This is a genomic window from Dactylosporangium sp. NPDC051541, from assembly GCF_044454505.1.
GTDB lineage: Bacteria > Actinomycetota > Actinomycetes > Mycobacteriales > Micromonosporaceae > Dactylosporangium.
The window spans coordinates 299,188-317,253 of the sequence record NZ_JBITDU010000009.1; the positions used below are offsets into that span (position 1 = coordinate 299,188).

The window sequence follows — 18,066 nt, forward strand, 5'->3', positions numbered from 1 at the left end:
GGCTCGGATGTGTATCACGGAGTCCGGTACGCGACTCATGTCACCGGCCTCATAGTTGATCCTTCTTGGGGGGAGCTCGATGTCCGTACCGATTGATCGTTACCAGCGGTGGGAGCGGGTCCGCGACGCGCGCCTGTCCACATTGCCGTGGTTGCGCAGCGATGTACAGTCCGGTCGCCCGGTCCGCTACGTCGCCGACGAGATTCTCGTCTCCGACGCCGGCGCCGGGATCGCACACCGCACCCTCAACGGCCTGGGGCACCGGGCCAGTGACGTCACCGAGGACGAGCCGCACCGCGGGATGCGCCGGTTCAAGGCGCGCGGCCTCGACGTCGCCGCGGCCGTACGCCAGATGCGGGGGCAGCTCGCGGACGGTGCCGTGGTCGGGCCCAACCACGTGTTCCTGTCGACGCCGTACACGCACGGCGGACCGTACGGACCGCCGATGTCGGCGACCGCTCCGCCGTCCAAGCTCGCCCCTTCGGCGGACGGCCCATCGTCCGTCCGGGTCGTCGTTCTGGACACCGGTGTGTACCTCGACAGCCCGCTCCCGGCCGGCTGCTACTCGGCCACGGCCGAGAACGTCGAGACCGTCCTCGACGGTGACAACAATGGCGAGCTCGACTCGGACGTCGGCCACGCGAACTTCATCGCGGGTGTCGTGGTCCAGTCGACCGACGCCGCGCAGGTCCGGATCGTGAAGGTGCTCGACAGCTTCGGCGTGTGCACCGAGGCCGACCTGGCCGCCGCGATCACCGGCCTGGCCGACGTGGACGTGCTCAACCTGTCGCTGGGCGGGTTCTCGGTCGGCGACCAGCCGCCCGCGATCCTCAACGCGGCGCTGTCGACCTTCCTCGCCGGTGGCGACCGGGTCGTCGTCGCGGCGGCCGGCAACGACGGCATCCACGACCGCCCGTTCTGGCCGGCGGCGTTCGCGGCCGGCAGCACGCCGTGGGCCTCGAAGGTCATCGCGGTGGCCGCGCACGACGGCAGCGCCGTGTGCGACTGGAGCAACCGCGGCCCGTGGGTGACGCTCGTGGCGCCCGGCGCCGACGTCATCAGCACCTTCGTCCGCCACGCCCCGACGTTCGAGTCGGGCTGGGCGGCGTGGAGTGGCACCTCCTTCGCGGCGCCGAAGGTCGTGGCCGCGGTGGCCGAGCGCAAGGCGGCGGCCGGTTCCGTGGTGGCGGCCGCGGAGCAGGTCAAGTCCGAGGCTGCGCAACAGCAGCTGGGCGGCTTCCCCTCGCTGCGCTGACCGGCACACCAGGGAGGGCGCTGCGGGCGGCGAACCGCAGCGCCCAGTTTCCCGGGCCCGCGCGATCGATCCCGGGCCCAGGGTTTCGCCGCGCCTCTGAAGAGGCGTAGACGCCGGGCGCGTTGAAGAATGGCCGCCTGGGTGCGCTGGAAGTTGTCGTGGCACTGGGTGCGGCCCTGGTGGTGGCGGGTATCGTCGCGCAGCGGGTGCGAGTGGCCCCGCCGGTGTTGCTGCTGATCATCGGGACGCTGCTGGGGCTGGTGCCGGCGCTCTCCATGGTTCGGCTGCCGCCTGAAGCGGTGCTGCTGCTGTTCCTGCCGGCGCTGCTGTACTGGGAGAGTCTCACCACCTCGCTGCGGGAGATCCGGACCAACATCCGCGTGATCGGGCTGCTGGCGACGGTGCTGGTGATCGCGACCGCGGGCGGGGTCGCGTACGTCGCGCACCTGCTCGGCGTGGCCTGGGGGCCGGCCTGGGTGCTCGGGGCGGCCGTCGCGCCGACGGATGCCACCGCCGTCAGCGTGCTGGCCCGGGGGTTGCCGCGGCGCACGACCACGGTGCTGCGGGCGGAGAGCCTCGTCAACGACGGGACGGCCCTGGTGATCTTCGGGCTGGCCCTGGCCGTGACGATCGACGGGGACGAGCTCACGACCGGCCGGATCGGGTGGCTGTTCGCGCTCGCCTACGGCGGAGGGCTGCTGGCCGGGTTCGGCGCCGCCTGGCTCGCGCTCGCGGCGCGCCGGCTCATCGGCGACGAGCCGCTGCTGGCCAACACCGTGAGTCTGCTGACCCCGTTCCTGGCGTTCCTGCTGGCCGAGGTCATCGACGCCTCGGGCGTGCTGGCCGTGGTCGCCTGCGGGCTCGTGATCAGCCAGTACGGGCCGAGCACCATCAGCGCCCGGACCCGCACGCAGGCATTCGCGTTCTGGCCGCTGACGACGTTCGTGCTCAACGGCGCGCTCTTCGTCCTGATCGGGATGCAGCTGCCCGACTCGGTGCACGGGCTCCACGACGGCACCCTTCCCCACAGCGCGATCGTGCTCGCGGCCGTGGCCGGCACCGTGGTCGGGGTGCGGTTCCTCTGGAGTTTCACCACGCCGTACCTGATCCGGGCGCTGGATCGGCGGCCACGGCAGCGGCTGCTCCGGGTCGGGGCGCGGGGCCGGACGATCAGCGCGTTCGCCGGGTTCCGGGGCGCGGTGTCACTCGCCGCGGCGCTCGCCGTACCGTCCGCGGTCGCCGAGCGGGACCTGATCGTCTTCGTGACCTCCGGCGTCATCGTGCTCACGCTCGGGCTCGGACTTTTCATGCCCGCCGTCGTACGGTGGGCCCGGCTGCCCGAGGACGACGGGCCGCGGCAGGAGCTGCTGCTGGCCCAGACGACCGCGGCGCAGGAGGCGATGGACGCACTGCCCCGCGTCGCCGCTCAGGTCGGCGCCGACGACCTGGTGGTGACCCGGCTGCGGAAGGAGTACGAGCGGCACCTGTCGGACCTGCACGCCGGCGAGGACGAAGGTGACCGGGTGGAGCAGACCGAGCACGAACAGTACACAATGCTGAAGCTGGAACTGCTGGCTCACAAGCGGGCGACGATCGTGCGGCTCCGGGATGAACGCCGGATCGACGATGTTGTGCTGCGGCAGCTGCAAGGGAAACTTGACATCGAGGAAGTTCGACTCACGGGGTCCTATACGACAGAGTGAACCGACCGATTGCCCGACCTCCAATGCGGGCGCAAACATGCTGAGATGTCCTTGAAGTCGAGCTTGGGCGGGATCTGATCTTGAAGACGCTGGCGGACCGGTACCGCTTGGACTACGCGATCGGCGCAGGCGGCATGGGCATCGTGTGGCGGGCCCGTGACCTGCGGCAACAGCAGATGGTCGCGGTCAAGGAGGTACGCCTCCCGGAGCTGATGACGACCGTGGAGCGCGAGCGGGTCAACCGTGAGGCCCGCGCCGCCGGACGCGTGGAGCACCCGGCGATCGTCAAGGTTCACGAGGTCATCACCACCGACGACGGGCCGTGGATCGTCATGGATCTCGTCGACGGCCGCTCGCTCGGCGAGCGGGTCGCGGTCGAGGGTCCACTGGCCCCGGCCGAAGGCGCCCGGCTCGGTCTGGTCCTGCTCGATGCGCTCCAGGCCGCCCACGCGGCCGGGATCACGCACGGTGACGTCAAGCCGGCCAACGTCCTGCTGCTGCCCGACGGCTCGGCCCAGCTCACCGACTTCGCCGTGGCCGCCATGCTCGACAGCAAGCTGCCGCTGAGTGACCCCACGTTCGTCGCGCCGGAGCGGCGCAGCAGCGGCGAGGGCGGGCCGGAGGGCGATCTGTACTCCCTCGGCGCCACCCTGGCCTTCGCCTCCCCCGAGGCCGCCCCCGAGCTCGTGGCCGCGCTGACGGCCGAGAACCCCGCCGAGCGGCCGTCCGCCCACGCCGCCCGCACCGCCCTCTCGGTCGCCGCGGGCGTGGAGCCGCCGCCCGCCGAAGAGGCGTGGTGGGAGGAGCCGGCCGGAGCGACAACAGCGCCAGGCGAAGGGAATGCGGAGCCGGCCGGAGCAACGACCGAGCCGGCCGGAGCGCACCTGGCGGCCGGGGCGGTGCACGCGGCGGCCGGGGCAGCAAGCACAGAGGCTGGAACAGAGCACGCGGCGGCCGGAGCGGGACGAGCGGTCGGAGCGGGAGAAGCGGCCGGGGCGGGGCCGACGGCGGCCGGAGCGGCGGCACAGCCGGGCGAGGCCGCGGGAGCAGTGGGACCAGCCGGCGTGGCCGGGCCGGACGAGGAGGTCACCAAGGAGCACCCGCTGGTGCCCGCCGGGGCCGCGGCGGCGGGTGCGGTGGCCGCGGCGAGCGCTTCCAAGGCGCCGGCCGGGCCGCAGCGGATGCAGATGAAGTCCGAGATCAAGGTGGCCGCGCTCATCGGCGCCGGGGTGCTCGCGTTCCTCATCGTGATCGGGTTCCTCGGGCACGGCGGCGGGAGCACCGACGAGCCCGATCAGGCGGCGCAAGGCGCGGCCGCCTCCCCCAGCGACGACGCCGTGCTGACCGGGACCGACCCCAGTCCGTCGCCCAGTGACACCTCGCCGTCACCGAGCGCTACACCCTCGGTCCGGGGCATGACCAAGGCTCCGAAGACCACCAAGCCGGCCAGCCCGACGCCGCCGAAGTCGCCCACCGTCAATTCCGCCAAGATCGGGCTGAACCCGGCGACCTACAACGGGCCGTGCACCGGCAACGGGATCGACGTCGAGGTCACGGTGACCATCACCACGAACGGGCCGGGGACGGCGGTGACCTACGCGACCACCGGGAAGGCCGCCAAGACGGTCACCGCGGGGCCGAACGGGAACTACACCGACACCTACCGGATGCGCGTGGACAGCGGCCGCCGCTACTCGTTCCCGATGACGTTGAGCGTGACCAGCCCGGGCACCACGACCGACTCGCTGACCTTCACCAACGCCTGCACGAAGGCGTAGGTCACAGTCCCGGGACCGAGCCAAGCCTTAGAAAAGCTCTCGCGTTCGCTAGGATGCCCGAGTGCCGAGGGAGCGACGGAGGGCGGACGGCAACGCGACGCCGGGTGCACCACGTCTTAGGTGCGTGACCGTAAGCTGCTGGAAGGTGGTCGAATGACCGACGACGATGCCACGCGCGACGGCCTGCCCCGGTTCATTTACGGTGAGTACACGGGCGAGATCAAACTGCCACCGCGGCCCGAGGACGAGGAACCGGTCGGCGGCCCGATGGACCGCAACACCAAGATCCTGGTGGCCGGTGGAGGCGTCGCGCTGCTGCTGATCATCGGCATCGTCGTGGCCGCGCTGAGCATGACCGGCGGGGCGCCCGAGACCACGCCGGCCGCGGCCAACCCGGAGTCGTCCGCGGTGAGCTCGGCGCCCGGGTCGGCGCCCGCACCGACCGGCGAACCGCAGGCGAGCCAGTCGTGGCCGCAGCTCACGAACACCGAGATCCCCGGCGGCGGCGCGACGACGACCAAGCCGGGCACCACCACCAAGCCCGGGACGACCACGACCAAGCCGGGGACGCAGACCACGAAGCCGGACCCGCGGCCGACCACCAAGCGGCCCAAGCCCTCATTCCCAGGAAATCCATGACCGGACCCGGCTCAGAGGAGGACGGGTTACCGGGGGAACCTGACGGCTTTCCGGCACCACCGCCGGAGGGCCTTTCGCGGCGCACGGCCTGGCTGCTCGCCGGCGGCGCGCTGGTGATCGTGCTGTCGGTCGGGACCGCGCTGGCCGCGCTGACCACCGGCGACGATCCGCGGCCGCGGCCACCGGCGGCCCGCAACACGCCGCAGCCGGTGGTCCCCGAGGACCCGGACACCACCATCGCCCCGCCCGCGACCGTCCTGCGGACCTCGGCGTCGGCCCGCCCCTCGGCCAGCAGGAGTTCGGCCCGGCCGAGCTCGGCCCCCCCGACGACACCGGGGCCGCCGCGGGTCGTCTCGGTGACGGTGAGCGCCGACCCGGACGAGTTCCCCAGCTGCCGGGGCTCGATGAACACCCGCATCACGGTGAAGCTGACGCTGAGCGAGCCGGGGCTCGCGGTCCGGTACACGATCAATGAGGCGACGACCGTCCGCGACACCGCGTCGGGCACGACGTTCACGAAGACGACCCAGGCCAACGTGAGCCCGGTCCGGGGCCAGCACCAGGTGCGCATCGCCGTGACGCAGCCGAGCGCCGCCTCCGCCGCGACCACGATCCTGGTCGACTGCGGCCGCTGACCGCCCCCGAGGGAGACCGCGAACCGGGCCGAGCGCAAAGCCAGGCCGAGCGCAAAACCAGGCCGAGCGCAAAACCAGGCCGAGCGCAAAGGCCAGGCCGAGCGCGTCAGCTAGGCCTCCGTCGACGACGGACCTCAGCGATGCCACATCCCGCGACACGCCCGCGCCCGAGCAGCCGGGCCGCGGGCGTCAGCCCGGCAAAACATGAACGTTCGTGAATTCCACACGATCGGTTACGCTCGATGTACCGACTGTGATGGGACCGGCGAACCATGCTCAGCGCGCGCAGCCTCTTCGTGTACTGCACCGCGAACCAGGCCTTGCGCTGTGCCCCGATCGCCGAGCGGCCGCACGCGGGGCTGGTGATCGCCCCGTACCGCCACGACGAGCAGGGGCTGCTCGCGACCGCCGCCCACCTGCGGCGCCAGCAGCACCTCGAGACGCCGCTGCTGCTCGACGCGGCCCGCTACGCGGGGCAGAACCGGCTGCCGGCCAGCGCCCCGTTCAACCCGCGGTGGCTGCGCCGGCAGCGAGAGCTGGGGCTGCCGGTGCTCACCGACTCCGGCTACGTCGACAGCGGCGACGAGCCGGGCCTGGTCAGCATCCTGCACCGGACGATGGCGATCCCCGACGGCATCGCGGTCCTGCCGCTGCACCCGGACTGGCTCCGCGACCGCCTGCACCGCACCGCCCTCACGAACCACGTCCGCGACGCCGGGGTCCCGATCGCACTCGTCCTGGAGGCCCGCGGCGACCCGTTCGCACTGCCCGGATGCGTGGCCGGGCTGTTGGAGGTGCTCGGCTGCGCAGTACCCACGCTGCTGTTGCGCTCTGATCTGTCATCCCTCGGAGCGCTGTGTCACGGTGCGGTCGCGGCGGCTGTCGGGACCACCGGCGCTCTGCGGCACCTGGCCCCGCGCGATGCCGTACCGATGCGGAGACCGGCCGGGCCGCGACCGCCGGCGACGATCTTCAAACCGACGATGTCGTACCGCCGCATCAGCGCGATCCAGCGCGCCAAACGGTCCCGCCCCGACCCGCTGCTCTGGTCCTGCGACTGCACCGTGTGCGCGGGCCGCGACCTGGACTGGATGGCCGGGCTGGACGAGCGGACGCGGGAGGTGCCGGCGTTCGAGCACGCCGCCGCCGTCCTCTTCGAACTCCGCGACGAGCTGCTGGGCGACGGCGACGGCGAGGACGAGCGCGGCCGGAACATCCGCCGGAGCCGGGCCAGCTGGGCCGCCCGCTGCGCCGACGCCGCCTACCGGGAGCGCGAGCTCGGCTGGCCGGTGACCCCGATGCTGCGCCACTGGCGGGAGGCCGGCCCAAATCCGGTCGAGATGCCGCTCGCGAGCTGACAGAATCCCACCGGTGTACGCGACCCTCTTCGTGCTCGGCTTCCGCCGCTGGTCCGCGTATCGCACCGCCGCGCTCGGCGCCGCGTTCACCAACTGCGTCTTCGGCCTGATCCGCTCGGCCGTCATGATCGCCGTCGTCGGCACCGCGGGCGGCGCGCTGGCCGGCTACGACATCGCCACGACCGCCACCTACGTGTGGCTCGGCCAGGCCCTCATCGGCCCGGTCCAGCTGTTCACCTGGACCGAGCTGGCCCAGCGGATCCGCTCCGGCGACATCGCGGTGGACCTGGCCCGCCCGGTCGATCCGATGCTGGCCTACCTCGCCGCCGACCTGGGCCGCGCCGTCTACTCCCTGCTCCCCCGGTGCGTGCCGCCGCTGCTGATGGGCGCCCTGATCACCGGGCTGACGCTGCCGCACACGCCGGGACCGTACCTGCTCGGCGCGGTCAGCGTCGCGATCGCCAGCGCGCTGTCGTTCGCGTGCCGGTGGCTGGTCAACCTGACCGCGTTCTGGCTGCTGGACCTGCGCGGGCCGATGACCCTGTACCTGGTGCTCTCCGGTGTCCTCTGTGGACTGGTGGTGCCGGTGCGCTGGTTCCCGCACTGGCTGGCCGTGGTCGCCGACTGCACCCCGTTCCCCTCGCTGCTGCAGGCGCCGATCGACGTCATCACCGGGAAGGGCGGCTTTTCGACGGTACTGACACAGGCCCTTTGGCTTGGAGCCCTGCTCGGCCTCGGCTGGGGGATCTTCGCGCTCGGGGCGCGGAAGCTGGTGATCCAGGGTGGTTAGCGGCCCCTATCTGACATTGGCGCGCCTGCATGTCCGGGCGCAGACCGTCTATCGCGGGTCGTTCGGGATCGAACTGTTCGCGAGCGTCGGGGCGACCGTCAGCGGGCTCTGCGAGATGTACGTCGTGTTCGCGAATGTGCCCGCCCTCGGCGGCCTGACCTTCCGCGCCGCGATCCTCGTCTTCGCGCTCGGGCACATCTCGATGAGCCTGGCCGATCTGGTCTTCGGGCACCTCGACGCGCTGCCGGGATATCTGCGCACCGGGACCCTGGACGCTTTCCTGCTGCGGCCGCTACCGGTGTTGCCGCAGCTCATCAGCGCCGAGTTGTCGCTGCGCCGGCTCGGGCGGACCGCGGCCGGCATCGTCATCGCGGTGGTCGTCATGGCGCATCTCGGCATCCGCTGGACCGCCGCCGACATGGTCCTGGTCGTGCTCACGGTGCTGTGCGGGGCGGCCATCTTCTCGGCCTTGTTCACGGCCGCGGCGGCGGTGCAGTTCTGGCTCATCGACGGGGCCGACATCACGTCGTCGTTCGTCTACGGTGGACAGTACGCGTCGCAGTTCCCGGCCACGATCTACCCGGACCCGGTGCGGGTGCTGTTCACGTTCATCGTGCCGACGGCGTTCGTGGCGTATCTGCCGGCGCTGACGCTGCTGCGGCTGCCGCCACCGGCCGGGTTCCCGACCTGGATCGGCTGGTGCGCGCCGCTGGCCGCGGCCGCGATCTGGGCCGTGGCGCTGCTGGGCTGGCGGTCCGGGCTGCGGCACTACACGGGGGCGGGTTCATGATCATCGAGGTTTCCGGGCTGCGCCGGCACTTCGGCTCGGTGGTGGCCGTCGACGGGCTCACGTTCGGCATCGAGCGCGGCGACGCCGTCGGCTACATCGGGGCCAACGGCGCCGGGAAGTCCACCACCATCAAGATGCTGACCGGCATCCTGCGGCCGACCGCGGGCGCGGTGCGCACGTGCGGGCTGGAGCCGATGCGGCAGCGGCGGCGGCTGGCCCGGCGGATCGGGGTGGTGTTCGGGCAGCGCAGCCAGCTGTGGTGGGACCTGCCGCTGCGGGACTCCTTCCGCGCGCTCGGCGCCATCCACCGCCTCGACTTCCGGCCCCGGCTGACCGAGCTGGCCGAGCGGCTCGATCTGCACGACTTCCTGGACACGCCGGTGCGGCAGCTCTCGCTCGGGCAGCGCATCCGCGGCGAGGTCGCGGCGGCCCTGCTGCACGCCCCCGAGCTGCTGATCCTCGACGAGCCGACGATCGGGCTGGACGTGCTGAGCAAGGAGCGGCTGCGCGCGTTCCTCGTCGAGCAGCGGGCCGCCGGCACCAGCCTGCTGCTCGCCACCCACGACATGGGCGACGTGCGGCGGCTGACCGATCGGCTCCTGGTCGTCGACCACGGGCGGCTGGCCTTCGACGGCACCCTCGACGGCCTCGCCCGGCAGGTCGGGGCCGAGCGGATCCTGGTGCTCGACCTGGCCGAGCCGGCGCCCCCGCTCGACTTCGTCCCCGGCACCCGGCTCGTCGGCGTCGAGGCCGGCGGGCTGCGGCAGCGGCTGTCGTTCGCCCCCGGGACGACCACCGTGGCCGCGATCCTGGCCGCCGTCGCGGGCGCGGCGCAGCTGCACGACCTGACGATCGAAGAGCCGGACATCGAGGCCGTCGTCCGCCGGCTCTATAGTCTGTCCACGTGACGATGCACGGGGCCGACGTCCTGCGAGCCGTGTCCCTGGTCCGGGCCGCGTTCGCCGACGTGCCCGACGACGGCTGGGACCGGCCGGCCGGGACGCTGTCCTGGACGTGCTGGGAGACGATGGAGCACACGGCGGACGACCTGTTCGCCTACGCCGGGCAGATCGCGGCCGCGGACAGCCCGCAGGAGGCCTACCTGCCGTTCACCTGGCGGTCCGAGCGCGAGGGCGGCCCGAGCAACACCGTGTTCGTCGTACCGTCCGGCGGCACCCTCGGCCTGCTGCGCTCCCTCGAGGCGTGCGGGGCCATGCTCGCCGCCGTCGTCGACGCCGCCCCGCCGAGCCGCCGCGGCTGGCACCCCTACGGCCTGAGCGACCCCGAGGGCTTCGCGGCCATGGGCGTCGTCGAGGTCCTGGTCCACGCCTGGGACGTGGCCGACACCGTCGAGCGGCCGTGGAACCCGCCGGCCGACCTGGTGCAGGCGGTCCTCGACCGGCTCTTCGTCGACCTGCCCGCGCACGACGACCCGTGGCGGCTCCTGCTGTGGGCGACCGGCCGCGCGGAGCTGCCCGGGCACGAGTCCCGCTCCGACTGGCGCTGGGACGGAAGGCCGCTCGCCGAGCGCCAAAACCGCTAAAGCTTCAAACGGAAGGCTTGGCGGTACTGCGACGGCGACGTTCGCATCGCGTTGACGAAATGGTGGCGGAAGGTCACCGCCGCGTCGAACCCGACCGCGGCCGCGACCTGCTCGATCGGCGTGTCCGTCGTCTCCAGCAGCGCGAGGCTCGCCTGGATGCGCTGGCGCAGCAGCCAGCGGATCGGGCTCGTCCCGGTCGCCCGGGTGAAGTGGCGCAGGTAGGTCCGCGGCGCCATGTGGGCCTGCCGGGCCAGGCCGGCCACGCTCAGCGGCTCCCGCAGGTGGGCCAGGGCCCAGGCCAGGCTGGCCGCGATCCGGTCGTCACCGGCGTCGGCGGGCATCGGGGCCTCGATGAACTGGGCCTGCCCGCCGTCGCGGTGCGGCTGGACGACGAGCCGGCGGGCCACCGCGTTGGCGATCGCGGCGCCGTGGTCGGTCCGGACCACGTGCAGGCACAGGTCGAGCCCGGCCGCGCTGCCGGCGCTGGTCCAGACGTCGTCCTCGGCGATGTAGAGGACGTCGGGGTCCAGGTCGAGGTGGGGGTAGCGGGCCCGGAACACCTCGGCGTATCGCCAGTGCGTCGTGGCCCGGCGCCCGTCGAGCAGCCCGGCGGCGGCCAGGGCGAACGCGCCGGAGCAGATCGACAGGATGCGGGCGCCCCGGGTGTGGGCCGCACGCAGCGCTCCGAGGACGGCCGCGGGCGGGTCGGCATGGACGTCGGCCACGCCCGGCACGATCACCGTGTGCGCCCGGACGAGGTCGGCGAGGCCGCCGACGGGCTGCAGGACCGCACCGCCGACGACCTGGACCGGGCGGTCGCTCGGCGCGCAGATCGTGAGTTCGTACCAGGGCCTGTCGAACTCCGGACGCGGAAGCCCGAAGACCTCGGTCACGATCCCCGTCTCGAACAGGGACATCCCGGGGTAAGCCAGGACGGCGACCGTACCCATGGCGCGATCTTAGCGGACAGCGGCGTTCACGCCACTCCCCCGGCCGCCGGTCCTGCCGCACGCTCTTGTGCATGACCACTGCGATCGAGCACTTCACCACCCGCCTGACCTTCGAGACCGACGTCAGTGACGTGCACGCGGCGCTCCCGGATCTCGTCGTCGTCGACTCGCGCGGGGCGCAGGCGTGGGCCCAGGGCCACCTCCCCGCCGCCGTACATCTGCCGACCGCCGACATCGCGGCCCGGGCCAAGGGCCTCATCCCGCTGGACGCCGACGTGGTGACCTACTGCTGGGGCCCGGGCTGCAACGGAGCGACCCGGGCCGCGCTGGAGTTCGTGAAACTCGGCTACAAGGTCCGGGAGATGCTGGGTGGTTTCGAGTACTGGGTGCGCGAGGGGTTCGAGTTCGAGACCTCCACCGGCCGGCAGCGGCGGCCGGCCGACGAGCTGACCGCGCCGCGCTGGGCCGTGAACTGCGACTGTTAGGGGACGAGCAGCGTCTTGCCGATGGCGGTGCGCTCCTCCAGGCCGCGGTGGGCGGCGGCCGCCTCCTCCAGGGGGTACACCTGGCCGATCAGTGGCGAAAGGGAGAGCGCGCGGGACAGATAGGCGCGATGCTGCTCCGGGCGCAACCGCACCGCCTGGATGCCGGTCACGGTCACGTCGGTGCGGGTGGCGGCGGTGAAGCCCCCCGCGGGCATGCCGTGGCCGGAGAAGCGGCCGCCCGGCTTGACCAGGCCGAGCGCGGCGCGGCCGTAGTCGCCGCCGGCCCCGTCCAGGACGGTGTCGACCGGGTCGAGCGCGGCCGTCCAGTCCGGCTGCGAATAGTCGACGACCGTGGTCGCGCCCAGGTCCCGCAGCCGCGCCAGCTTCGCCTCGCCGCGGGCCGCCGCGACCACCGTCGCACCCGCGGCCAGGGCCAGCTGGACCAGGATGGCGCCCATGCCGCCCGCGGCCGCGGTGATCAGGACGCGGTCACCGGCCGCGACCGGCGCGATGTCGAGCAGGGCGAGCGCGGTGACGCCGTCATGGATGACGGCGGCCGCGGTCCGGTCCGCGACCTCGTCGGGCACGGGGACCAGGGCGTCCTCGGCGGCCAGGGCGGCCGTGGCGTAGCCGCCGCCCGCGTGGCCGGTGCGGGCCACGACCCGGCGGCCGATCCACTGTGGAGCGACGCCGGTGCCGACCGTCGTCACCGTGCCGGCCACGCCGACACCGGGGCGATACGGGAGGGTGACCGGGAAGTACGGGCCGCCGTGCCCGGCCCGGACCATGGTCTCCAGCCACAGGGTGTCGGCCGCCGCCACCGCGATCCGGACCTGGCCCGGAGCCGGTGCGGGGTCGGGCGCCGTGACAGGGACAAGGACGGAAGGGTCGCCGAACTGGGCCACCTCGATCACACGCATGAAACCACCCTCGGACCTCAAGCATGGTTCATGTCAAGGCGGGTAGCTGCGGCGGCGTGGCGAGGAGACGAACCGAGACCGACGTGACCCTTGACGTCAACGGGCACGAGCACGAGCTGCGGCTGGACAACCGCACCACGCTGCTGGACGCGCTGCGGGAGCACCTGGACCTGACGGGTGCGAAGAAGGGCTGCGACCACGGGCAGTGCGGGGCCTGCACGGTCCTGCTCGACGGGCAGCGGGTGGTCAGCTGCCTCGTGCTCGCCTGTTCGGCCAGCGGCGCCGCGGTGACGACCGTGGAGGGCCTCAGCGCGGGGCACGGCCTGCACCCGATCCAGGAGGCGTTCATCGAGCACGACGCCCTGCAGTGCGGGTTCTGCACGCCCGGGCAGATCTGCTCGGCGGTCGGACTCACCCCGGAGGAGACCATCTCGCCGGCGGCGGTCCGGGAGGCGATGAGCGGCAACATCTGCCGGTGCGGGGCCTACCCGCACATCGCCACGGCCGTCTACGAAGTGGCGGCCCGCGCATGAGGCCGTTCGAGTACGAGCGGGCCGAGGACCCGGCGGGCGCGCTCGCCACGATCGCCCGGCCCGGCACCGCGTTCCTGGCCGGCGGGACCAACCTGGTCGACCTGATGAAGCTCGGCGTGGCCACCCCGGACCGGCTCGTCGACCTCGGCGACCTGCCGTACGACGAGATCGAGGTGCCGGCCGAGGGCGGGCTGCGGATCGGGGCCCTGGTGTCCAACAGCGACCTGGCGACCCACGACGAGGTCCGGTCCCGGTATCCGGCCGTGGCCCAGGCCGTGCTCGCCGGCGCCTCCGGCCAGCTGCGCAACCGGGCCACCGTCGGGGGCAACCTGCTGCAACGGACCCGCTGCCGGTACTTCCAGGACGTCACGAAGGCGTGCAACAAGCGGGCCCCGGGCACCGGCTGCGACGCCCGCGACGGCGAACATCACGACCTCGCGATCCTCGGCGCCTCGCCACAGTGCATCGCCACCAACCCGTCCGACCTGGCGGTGGCGCTGTCGGTCATGGACGCGTCGGTGCACTACCTGGGGCCGCACGGGCCGGCCGCGGTGAGCGTCCACGACCTGTTCCGGCGGCCCGGCGACCGGCCGGACCGCGACACGAACCTGCCGCCGGGGTCGCTGATCACCGGGGTGGTGCTGCCCGAGTGCCCGCTCGCGGCCGGCTCCCGCTACCGGAAGGTCCGCGACCGCGCGTCGTTCGCGTTCGCGGCCGGGTCGATCGCGGCCGCCCTCGACGTGCGCGACGGGCTGGTCCACGACGTGCGGATCGCCTGGGGCGCGGTCGCCCATCTGCCGTGGCGGACGTGGGCACTGGAGCGGGCCCTGCGCGGGGCACCGGCGCGGGCCGAGAGCTACGCCCGGGCCGCCGAGGCCGAACTGGCGGCGGCGAAACCGTTGCGCGACAACGGGTACAAAATCCCGCTCCTGAGGAATTTGACCGTGGAACTGCTGGAGGCGATGACCCCGTGACCCAGGCCTGGACGCAGACGCAGCGGGAGCAGGCCGTCGGCCGGGCCGGGCCGCGGCTGGAGGCGCGGGCGAAGGTGACCGGGCACGCGCGGTACGCCGTCGACCACCCGATGCCCGGGACCGCCTACGCCTGGCCGGTCCTGGCCACGTTCGCCCGCGGCCGGGTGTCCACGGTGGACATCGACGACGCGCTCGCGCTCGACGGGGTGATCTGCGTCGTCTGGCACGGCAACGCGCCGCGGCTGGAGCCCGGCGACGACCCCAACCTGCTGATGCTGCAGTCGCCCGAGGTGTCGTACTACGGCCAGGTCGTCGCGCTCGTCGTGGCCACGACGCTGGAGCGGGCCCGCGAGGGCGCGGAGACGGTGATCGTGCGCGCGGAGCCGACGGCCGCCGACACGGTCCTGCGGGCCGACCATCCGGGCCTGTACGAGCCGGAGATCGTCAACCCGGGCCTGCCGGGGCGGGTCGACAACGGCGACTTCGACGCCGGGTTCGCGGCCGCCGACGTGCGCGTCGACGCCACCTACCGCACGCCGGCCGAGCACCACAACCCGATGGAGCCGCACGCGACCACGGCGTTCTGGGAGCGCGGGCAGCTCAACGTGTTCGACGCGACCCAGGCGTCCTCGGCCGTGCGCGACACCCTGGCCGCGCTGTTCGAGCTGCCGCCACAACTGGTGCGGGTGCACAACGAGCACGTCGGGGGCGGGTTCGGGTCGAAGGGGTCGCCGCGGCCCAACGTGGTGCTGGCCGCCATGGCCGCGCGGTGCTCGGGGCGACCGGTGAAGCTCGCCCTGGACCGCTCGATGCTGTTCGCGCTGGCCGGCTACCGGACACCGACCATCCAGCGGGTCCGGCTCGGCGCGGACGCGGACGGGCGCCTGGTGGCCCTGGGGCACGAGTCCATCACGCAGACGTCGCGGCTGACGGAGTACACCGAGCAGTGCGCCGCCGTCAGCCGCGTCCACTACGGCCCGCCGAACCTGACGACCAGCCACCGCGTGGTCGCGCTGGACGTGCCCCCGCCGACCTGGATGCGGGCCCCCGGCGAGTGCCCGGGCGCGTTCGCGCTGGAGTCGGCGATCGACGAGCTCGCGGTGGCGGGCAGCTGGGACCCGGTACAGCTGCGCATCGACAACGACACCGATTGCGACGCCGAGGGGCTCCCGTTCAGCAGCCGGCATCTGGTGGAGTGCCTGCGCGCGGGCGCGGACCGGTTCGGCTGGGCCGGCCGCGACCCTCACCCGGCCGCCCGCCGCGACGGCCGCTGGCTGCTCGGGACCGGGGTGGCGGCGTCGTCGTTCCCGGCGATCACGTGGCCGTCGACCGCGACCGCGCGGGCCACCGCCGACGACCACTACGAGGTCGCGGTCAACGCGGCCGACATCGGCACCGGCGCCCGCACGGTGATGCGCCAGATCGCCGCCGACGCGCTCGGCGTCGACGAGTCGTGCGTGGAGATCCGGGTCGGCGACAGCGACATCGGGTTCGCCACCGTCGCCGGCGGCTCCATGGGCACGTCCTCGTGGGGCTGGGCGGTCACGAAGGCGTGCCGGCGGCTGCGGCGGGAGCTCGACGGGCGGTACGACGGGCACTGCCCGCCCGAGGGGGTCGCGGTGTCCGCCGACACCACGGCCGACCTGGCCGCCCGCGGGGAGTACGCGCGGCACGCGTTCGGGGCCCAGTTCTGCGCGGTCCGGGTCGACGCGGGCACCGGCGAGGTGCGGCTGGACCGGATGCTCGGCGTGTTCGCGGCCGGCCGGATCATCAACCCGACGACGGCCGAGTCGCAGCTGGTGGGGGCGATGACGATGGGCGTGTCGATGGCGCTGCTGGAGCAGTCGGTGCTCGACGCGCGGACGGGCGACTTCGTGACGAACGACCTGGCCTCCTATCACGTGGCCGTCAACGCCGACATTCCGCGCATCGACGTGGCCTTCCTGCCGGAGCAGGACCCGCACCTCAACCCGATGGGCTCGAAGGGCATCGGCGAGCTCGGGATCGTGGGCGCGGCCGCGGCGGTGGCCAACGCGGTGTATCACGCGACGGGGGTGCGGATGCGCTCGCTGCCGATCACGCCCGCCAGTCTGCTCCCGGCCATGCCAGGATGAGCGCATGGCCTCTCCGGACTACCGCGAGGCGGACGCGATCGCCGTCCGCGCCACTGTCAAGCTGCTCGATGGCCCGCTCGACCTGACCCGGCCGACCCCGTGTGCCGGCTGGGACCTCGGCGACCTGCTGGCCCACATGACGATCCAGCACCTCGGCTTCGCCGCGGCCGCGCGCGGTGAGTCGTGGTCGCTGGCGCAGTGGGCGCCCCGGCCCCTCGGCGCCGACCCGGCCGCCACGTATGCGGCGGCCGCTTCCGAAGTGCTGGATGCGTTCGGCTCCGTCGATGATCTCGATGGGAAGATCACGCTGGCGGAGATCGCGCCGGTGCCCATCGCCGCCTGGCGGGGCATCAGCGCGCACACCATCGACTATGTCGTGCACGGCTGGGACGTCGCGCAGGCGCTCGGCAAAGACTGGACACTGCCGGAGGAGGTACTGGTCGAGACCCGGCCGATCGCCGAGGGCGTCCCCGAGACCTCCAAGGCCTTCGCCGCGCCGATCGCGGCGCCGCCCGACGCGTCCACAATGGACATGATCCTGCTACGCCTCGGGCGCGTACCCCGCTAGCGCCTCCACCGGTGAGCATCTCGTGCAAGGGGCGCCACCGCCGGGCGCGCAGGCCGGCGGAGCGCCTGTTGCCGGTCGCGCCGGCAGTACATTTGTCACTGCCGAGGGCGGATTGACGGCTCTGCTGCTCATGCTCCGGCTTCCTTAGCGTTAGCGGCATGAACGCCGTCGAGCTTCAAGAAGTGTCGTACCTGTATGGCAGTGTCCGGGCCGTGGAGGACGTCTCGCTCACGGTCGCGGCCGGCGAGGTCGTGGCCATGCTCGGCCCCAACGGGGCCGGCAAGTCGACGACCCTGCTGATGCTGCTCGGCCTGCTGCCGCCCGCCACCGGCACCGTGCGGCTGTTCGGCGGCGCGCCCACCGCGGCCTGCGCGGCCGGCCGGGTCGGCGCGATGCCCCAGGCCGGTGGGCTGCTCCCCCGGTGCACCGTCAGCGACCTGCTGCGGTTCCTCCACGACGTCTACCCGGACCCGATGCCCATCGCCGAGGCGCTCGCCACCGCCGACCTGACCGACCTGGCCGGGCGGACCGTCGAGAAGCTCTCCGGCGGCCAGGCCCAGCGGCTGCGCTTCGCGATGGCCCTCGTCGGCCGGCCCGACCTGCTCGTGCTCGACGAGCCGACGGCGGCGCTCGACGTCGAGGCCCGCCACGAGTTCTGGGCCGCGATCCGCCGCTATGCCGGGCAGGGCCGCACGGTGCTGTTCTCGACGCACTATCTGGAGGAGGCCGACGCCAACGCCGACCGGATCGTGGTCCTCGACCGCGGCCGGGTCATCGCCGACGGCACGGCCGCCTCCGTCAAGCGGCGCGTCTCCGTGCGCACGGTGAGCGTCGTTTCGCAGAGCTTCGATTATTCGGTACTGCCCGGAGTCGTCACGGTCGCCGAGCAGTCCGGCCGGGCCGTGCTGACCAGCACCGACTCCGACGCCACCGTCCTCGCCCTGGCCGAGGCCGGCCTGCTGCGCGACCTCGAGGTCGCCGGGGCCGGACTGGAAGAGGCATACCTCGCCCTGACCCGAGTGGAGGCCTGA

At 73.2% G+C, this 18,066-nt stretch carries 18 protein-coding genes; 16 read left to right on the forward strand and 2 right to left on the reverse strand.

From position 1 onward, the window contains the following. The first annotated feature begins 79 nt into the window (after positions 1-79). From ACIA8L_RS35595 to ACIA8L_RS35640, 10 genes are all read left to right on the forward strand, one after another. Complete coding sequence (locus ACIA8L_RS35595) at positions 80-1,255, forward strand: S8 family peptidase (RefSeq protein WP_395911440.1); 1,176 nt, start codon at positions 80-82, stop codon at positions 1,253-1,255. Positions 1,256-1,413: 158 nt separating this feature from the next. Then, positions 1,414-2,958, forward strand: coding sequence for a Na+/H+ antiporter (locus tag ACIA8L_RS35600; RefSeq protein ID WP_395911442.1), 1,545 nt, complete (start codon positions 1,414-1,416; stop codon positions 2,956-2,958). An 80-nt stretch (positions 2,959-3,038) separates the two neighbouring features. Next, positions 3,039-4,736 (forward strand): protein kinase, encoded by a 1,698-nt coding sequence (locus ACIA8L_RS35605; RefSeq protein ID WP_395911444.1) that lies wholly within the window; start codon positions 3,039-3,041, stop codon positions 4,734-4,736. 153 nt (positions 4,737-4,889) lie between these two features. Further along, positions 4,890-5,375: a hypothetical protein gene (locus ACIA8L_RS35610; RefSeq protein ID WP_395911446.1), complete on the forward strand. Its 486-nt coding sequence runs from the start codon at positions 4,890-4,892 to the stop codon at positions 5,373-5,375. Further along, positions 5,372-6,010: a hypothetical protein gene (locus ACIA8L_RS35615; protein WP_395911448.1), complete on the forward strand. Its 639-nt coding sequence runs from the start codon at positions 5,372-5,374 to the stop codon at positions 6,008-6,010. The genes ACIA8L_RS35610 and ACIA8L_RS35615 overlap by 4 nt, the downstream gene beginning before the upstream one ends. A gap of 272 nt (positions 6,011-6,282) precedes the next feature. Next, positions 6,283-7,368 (forward strand): hypothetical protein, encoded by a 1,086-nt coding sequence (locus ACIA8L_RS35620; protein WP_395911450.1) that lies wholly within the window; start codon positions 6,283-6,285, stop codon positions 7,366-7,368. 13 nt (positions 7,369-7,381) lie between these two features. Then, positions 7,382-8,158 (forward strand): ABC transporter permease, encoded by a 777-nt coding sequence (locus ACIA8L_RS35625; RefSeq protein ID WP_395911452.1) that lies wholly within the window; start codon positions 7,382-7,384, stop codon positions 8,156-8,158. A gap of 16 nt (positions 8,159-8,174) precedes the next feature. Next, on the forward strand, positions 8,175-8,948 hold the full coding sequence (locus ACIA8L_RS35630) for an ABC transporter permease (protein WP_395911454.1): 774 nt from the start codon (positions 8,175-8,177) through the stop codon (positions 8,946-8,948). Next, positions 8,945-9,856, forward strand: coding sequence for an ATP-binding cassette domain-containing protein (locus ACIA8L_RS35635; protein WP_395911456.1), 912 nt, complete (start codon positions 8,945-8,947; stop codon positions 9,854-9,856). Before ACIA8L_RS35630 ends, ACIA8L_RS35635 begins: the two co-directional genes overlap by 4 nt. Positions 9,857-9,858: 2 nt before the next feature. Beyond that, a complete protein-coding gene (locus tag ACIA8L_RS35640) occupies positions 9,859-10,491 on the forward strand; it encodes a maleylpyruvate isomerase N-terminal domain-containing protein (RefSeq protein ID WP_395911753.1) in 633 nt (210 codons plus the stop codon). Here ACIA8L_RS35640 and ACIA8L_RS35645 read toward each other — a convergent pair. Then, complete coding sequence (locus ACIA8L_RS35645) at positions 10,488-11,441, reverse strand: helix-turn-helix domain-containing protein (RefSeq protein WP_395911458.1); 954 nt, start codon at positions 11,439-11,441, stop codon at positions 10,488-10,490. The genes ACIA8L_RS35640 and ACIA8L_RS35645 overlap by 4 nt on opposite strands. A 71-nt stretch (positions 11,442-11,512) precedes the next feature. Between ACIA8L_RS35645 and ACIA8L_RS35650 the strand changes: the two genes are divergently transcribed. Beyond that, entirely contained in the window at positions 11,513-11,926 is a 414-nt protein-coding gene (locus tag ACIA8L_RS35650) for a rhodanese-like domain-containing protein (RefSeq protein WP_395911459.1), read from the forward strand. On the opposite strand, the gene ACIA8L_RS35655 is transcribed toward ACIA8L_RS35650, so the two are convergent. Further along, positions 11,923-12,846, reverse strand: coding sequence for a zinc-binding dehydrogenase (locus ACIA8L_RS35655; RefSeq protein WP_395911461.1), 924 nt, complete (start codon positions 12,844-12,846; stop codon positions 11,923-11,925). The genes ACIA8L_RS35650 and ACIA8L_RS35655 overlap by 4 nt on opposite strands. A gap of 83 nt (positions 12,847-12,929) precedes the next feature. On the opposite strand from ACIA8L_RS35655, the gene ACIA8L_RS35660 reads away from it, so the two are divergent. The 5 genes from ACIA8L_RS35660 (at position 12,930) to ACIA8L_RS35680 (ending at position 18,066) form a co-directional block, all read left to right on the forward strand. Continuing rightward, positions 12,930-13,379: a (2Fe-2S)-binding protein gene (locus ACIA8L_RS35660; protein ID WP_395911463.1), complete on the forward strand. Its 450-nt coding sequence runs from the start codon at positions 12,930-12,932 to the stop codon at positions 13,377-13,379. Then, the gene (locus ACIA8L_RS35665; RefSeq protein ID WP_395911465.1) at positions 13,376-14,353 is read left to right on the forward strand and encodes an FAD binding domain-containing protein; all 978 of its coding nucleotides are present in this window, start codon (positions 13,376-13,378) and stop codon (positions 14,351-14,353) included. Before ACIA8L_RS35660 ends, ACIA8L_RS35665 begins: the two co-directional genes overlap by 4 nt. Continuing rightward, a complete protein-coding gene (locus tag ACIA8L_RS35670) occupies positions 14,350-16,467 on the forward strand; it encodes a xanthine dehydrogenase family protein molybdopterin-binding subunit (protein WP_395911466.1) in 2,118 nt (705 codons plus the stop codon). The genes ACIA8L_RS35665 and ACIA8L_RS35670 overlap by 4 nt, the downstream gene beginning before the upstream one ends. A gap of 4 nt (positions 16,468-16,471) precedes the next feature. Then, positions 16,472-17,035, forward strand: a complete 564-nt coding sequence (locus ACIA8L_RS35675; RefSeq protein ID WP_395911468.1) for a TIGR03086 family metal-binding protein — start codon at positions 16,472-16,474, stop codon at positions 17,033-17,035. 158 nt (positions 17,036-17,193) lie between these two features. After that, positions 17,194-18,066, forward strand: a complete 873-nt coding sequence (locus ACIA8L_RS35680) for an ABC transporter ATP-binding protein (protein WP_395911469.1) — start codon at positions 17,194-17,196, stop codon at positions 18,064-18,066.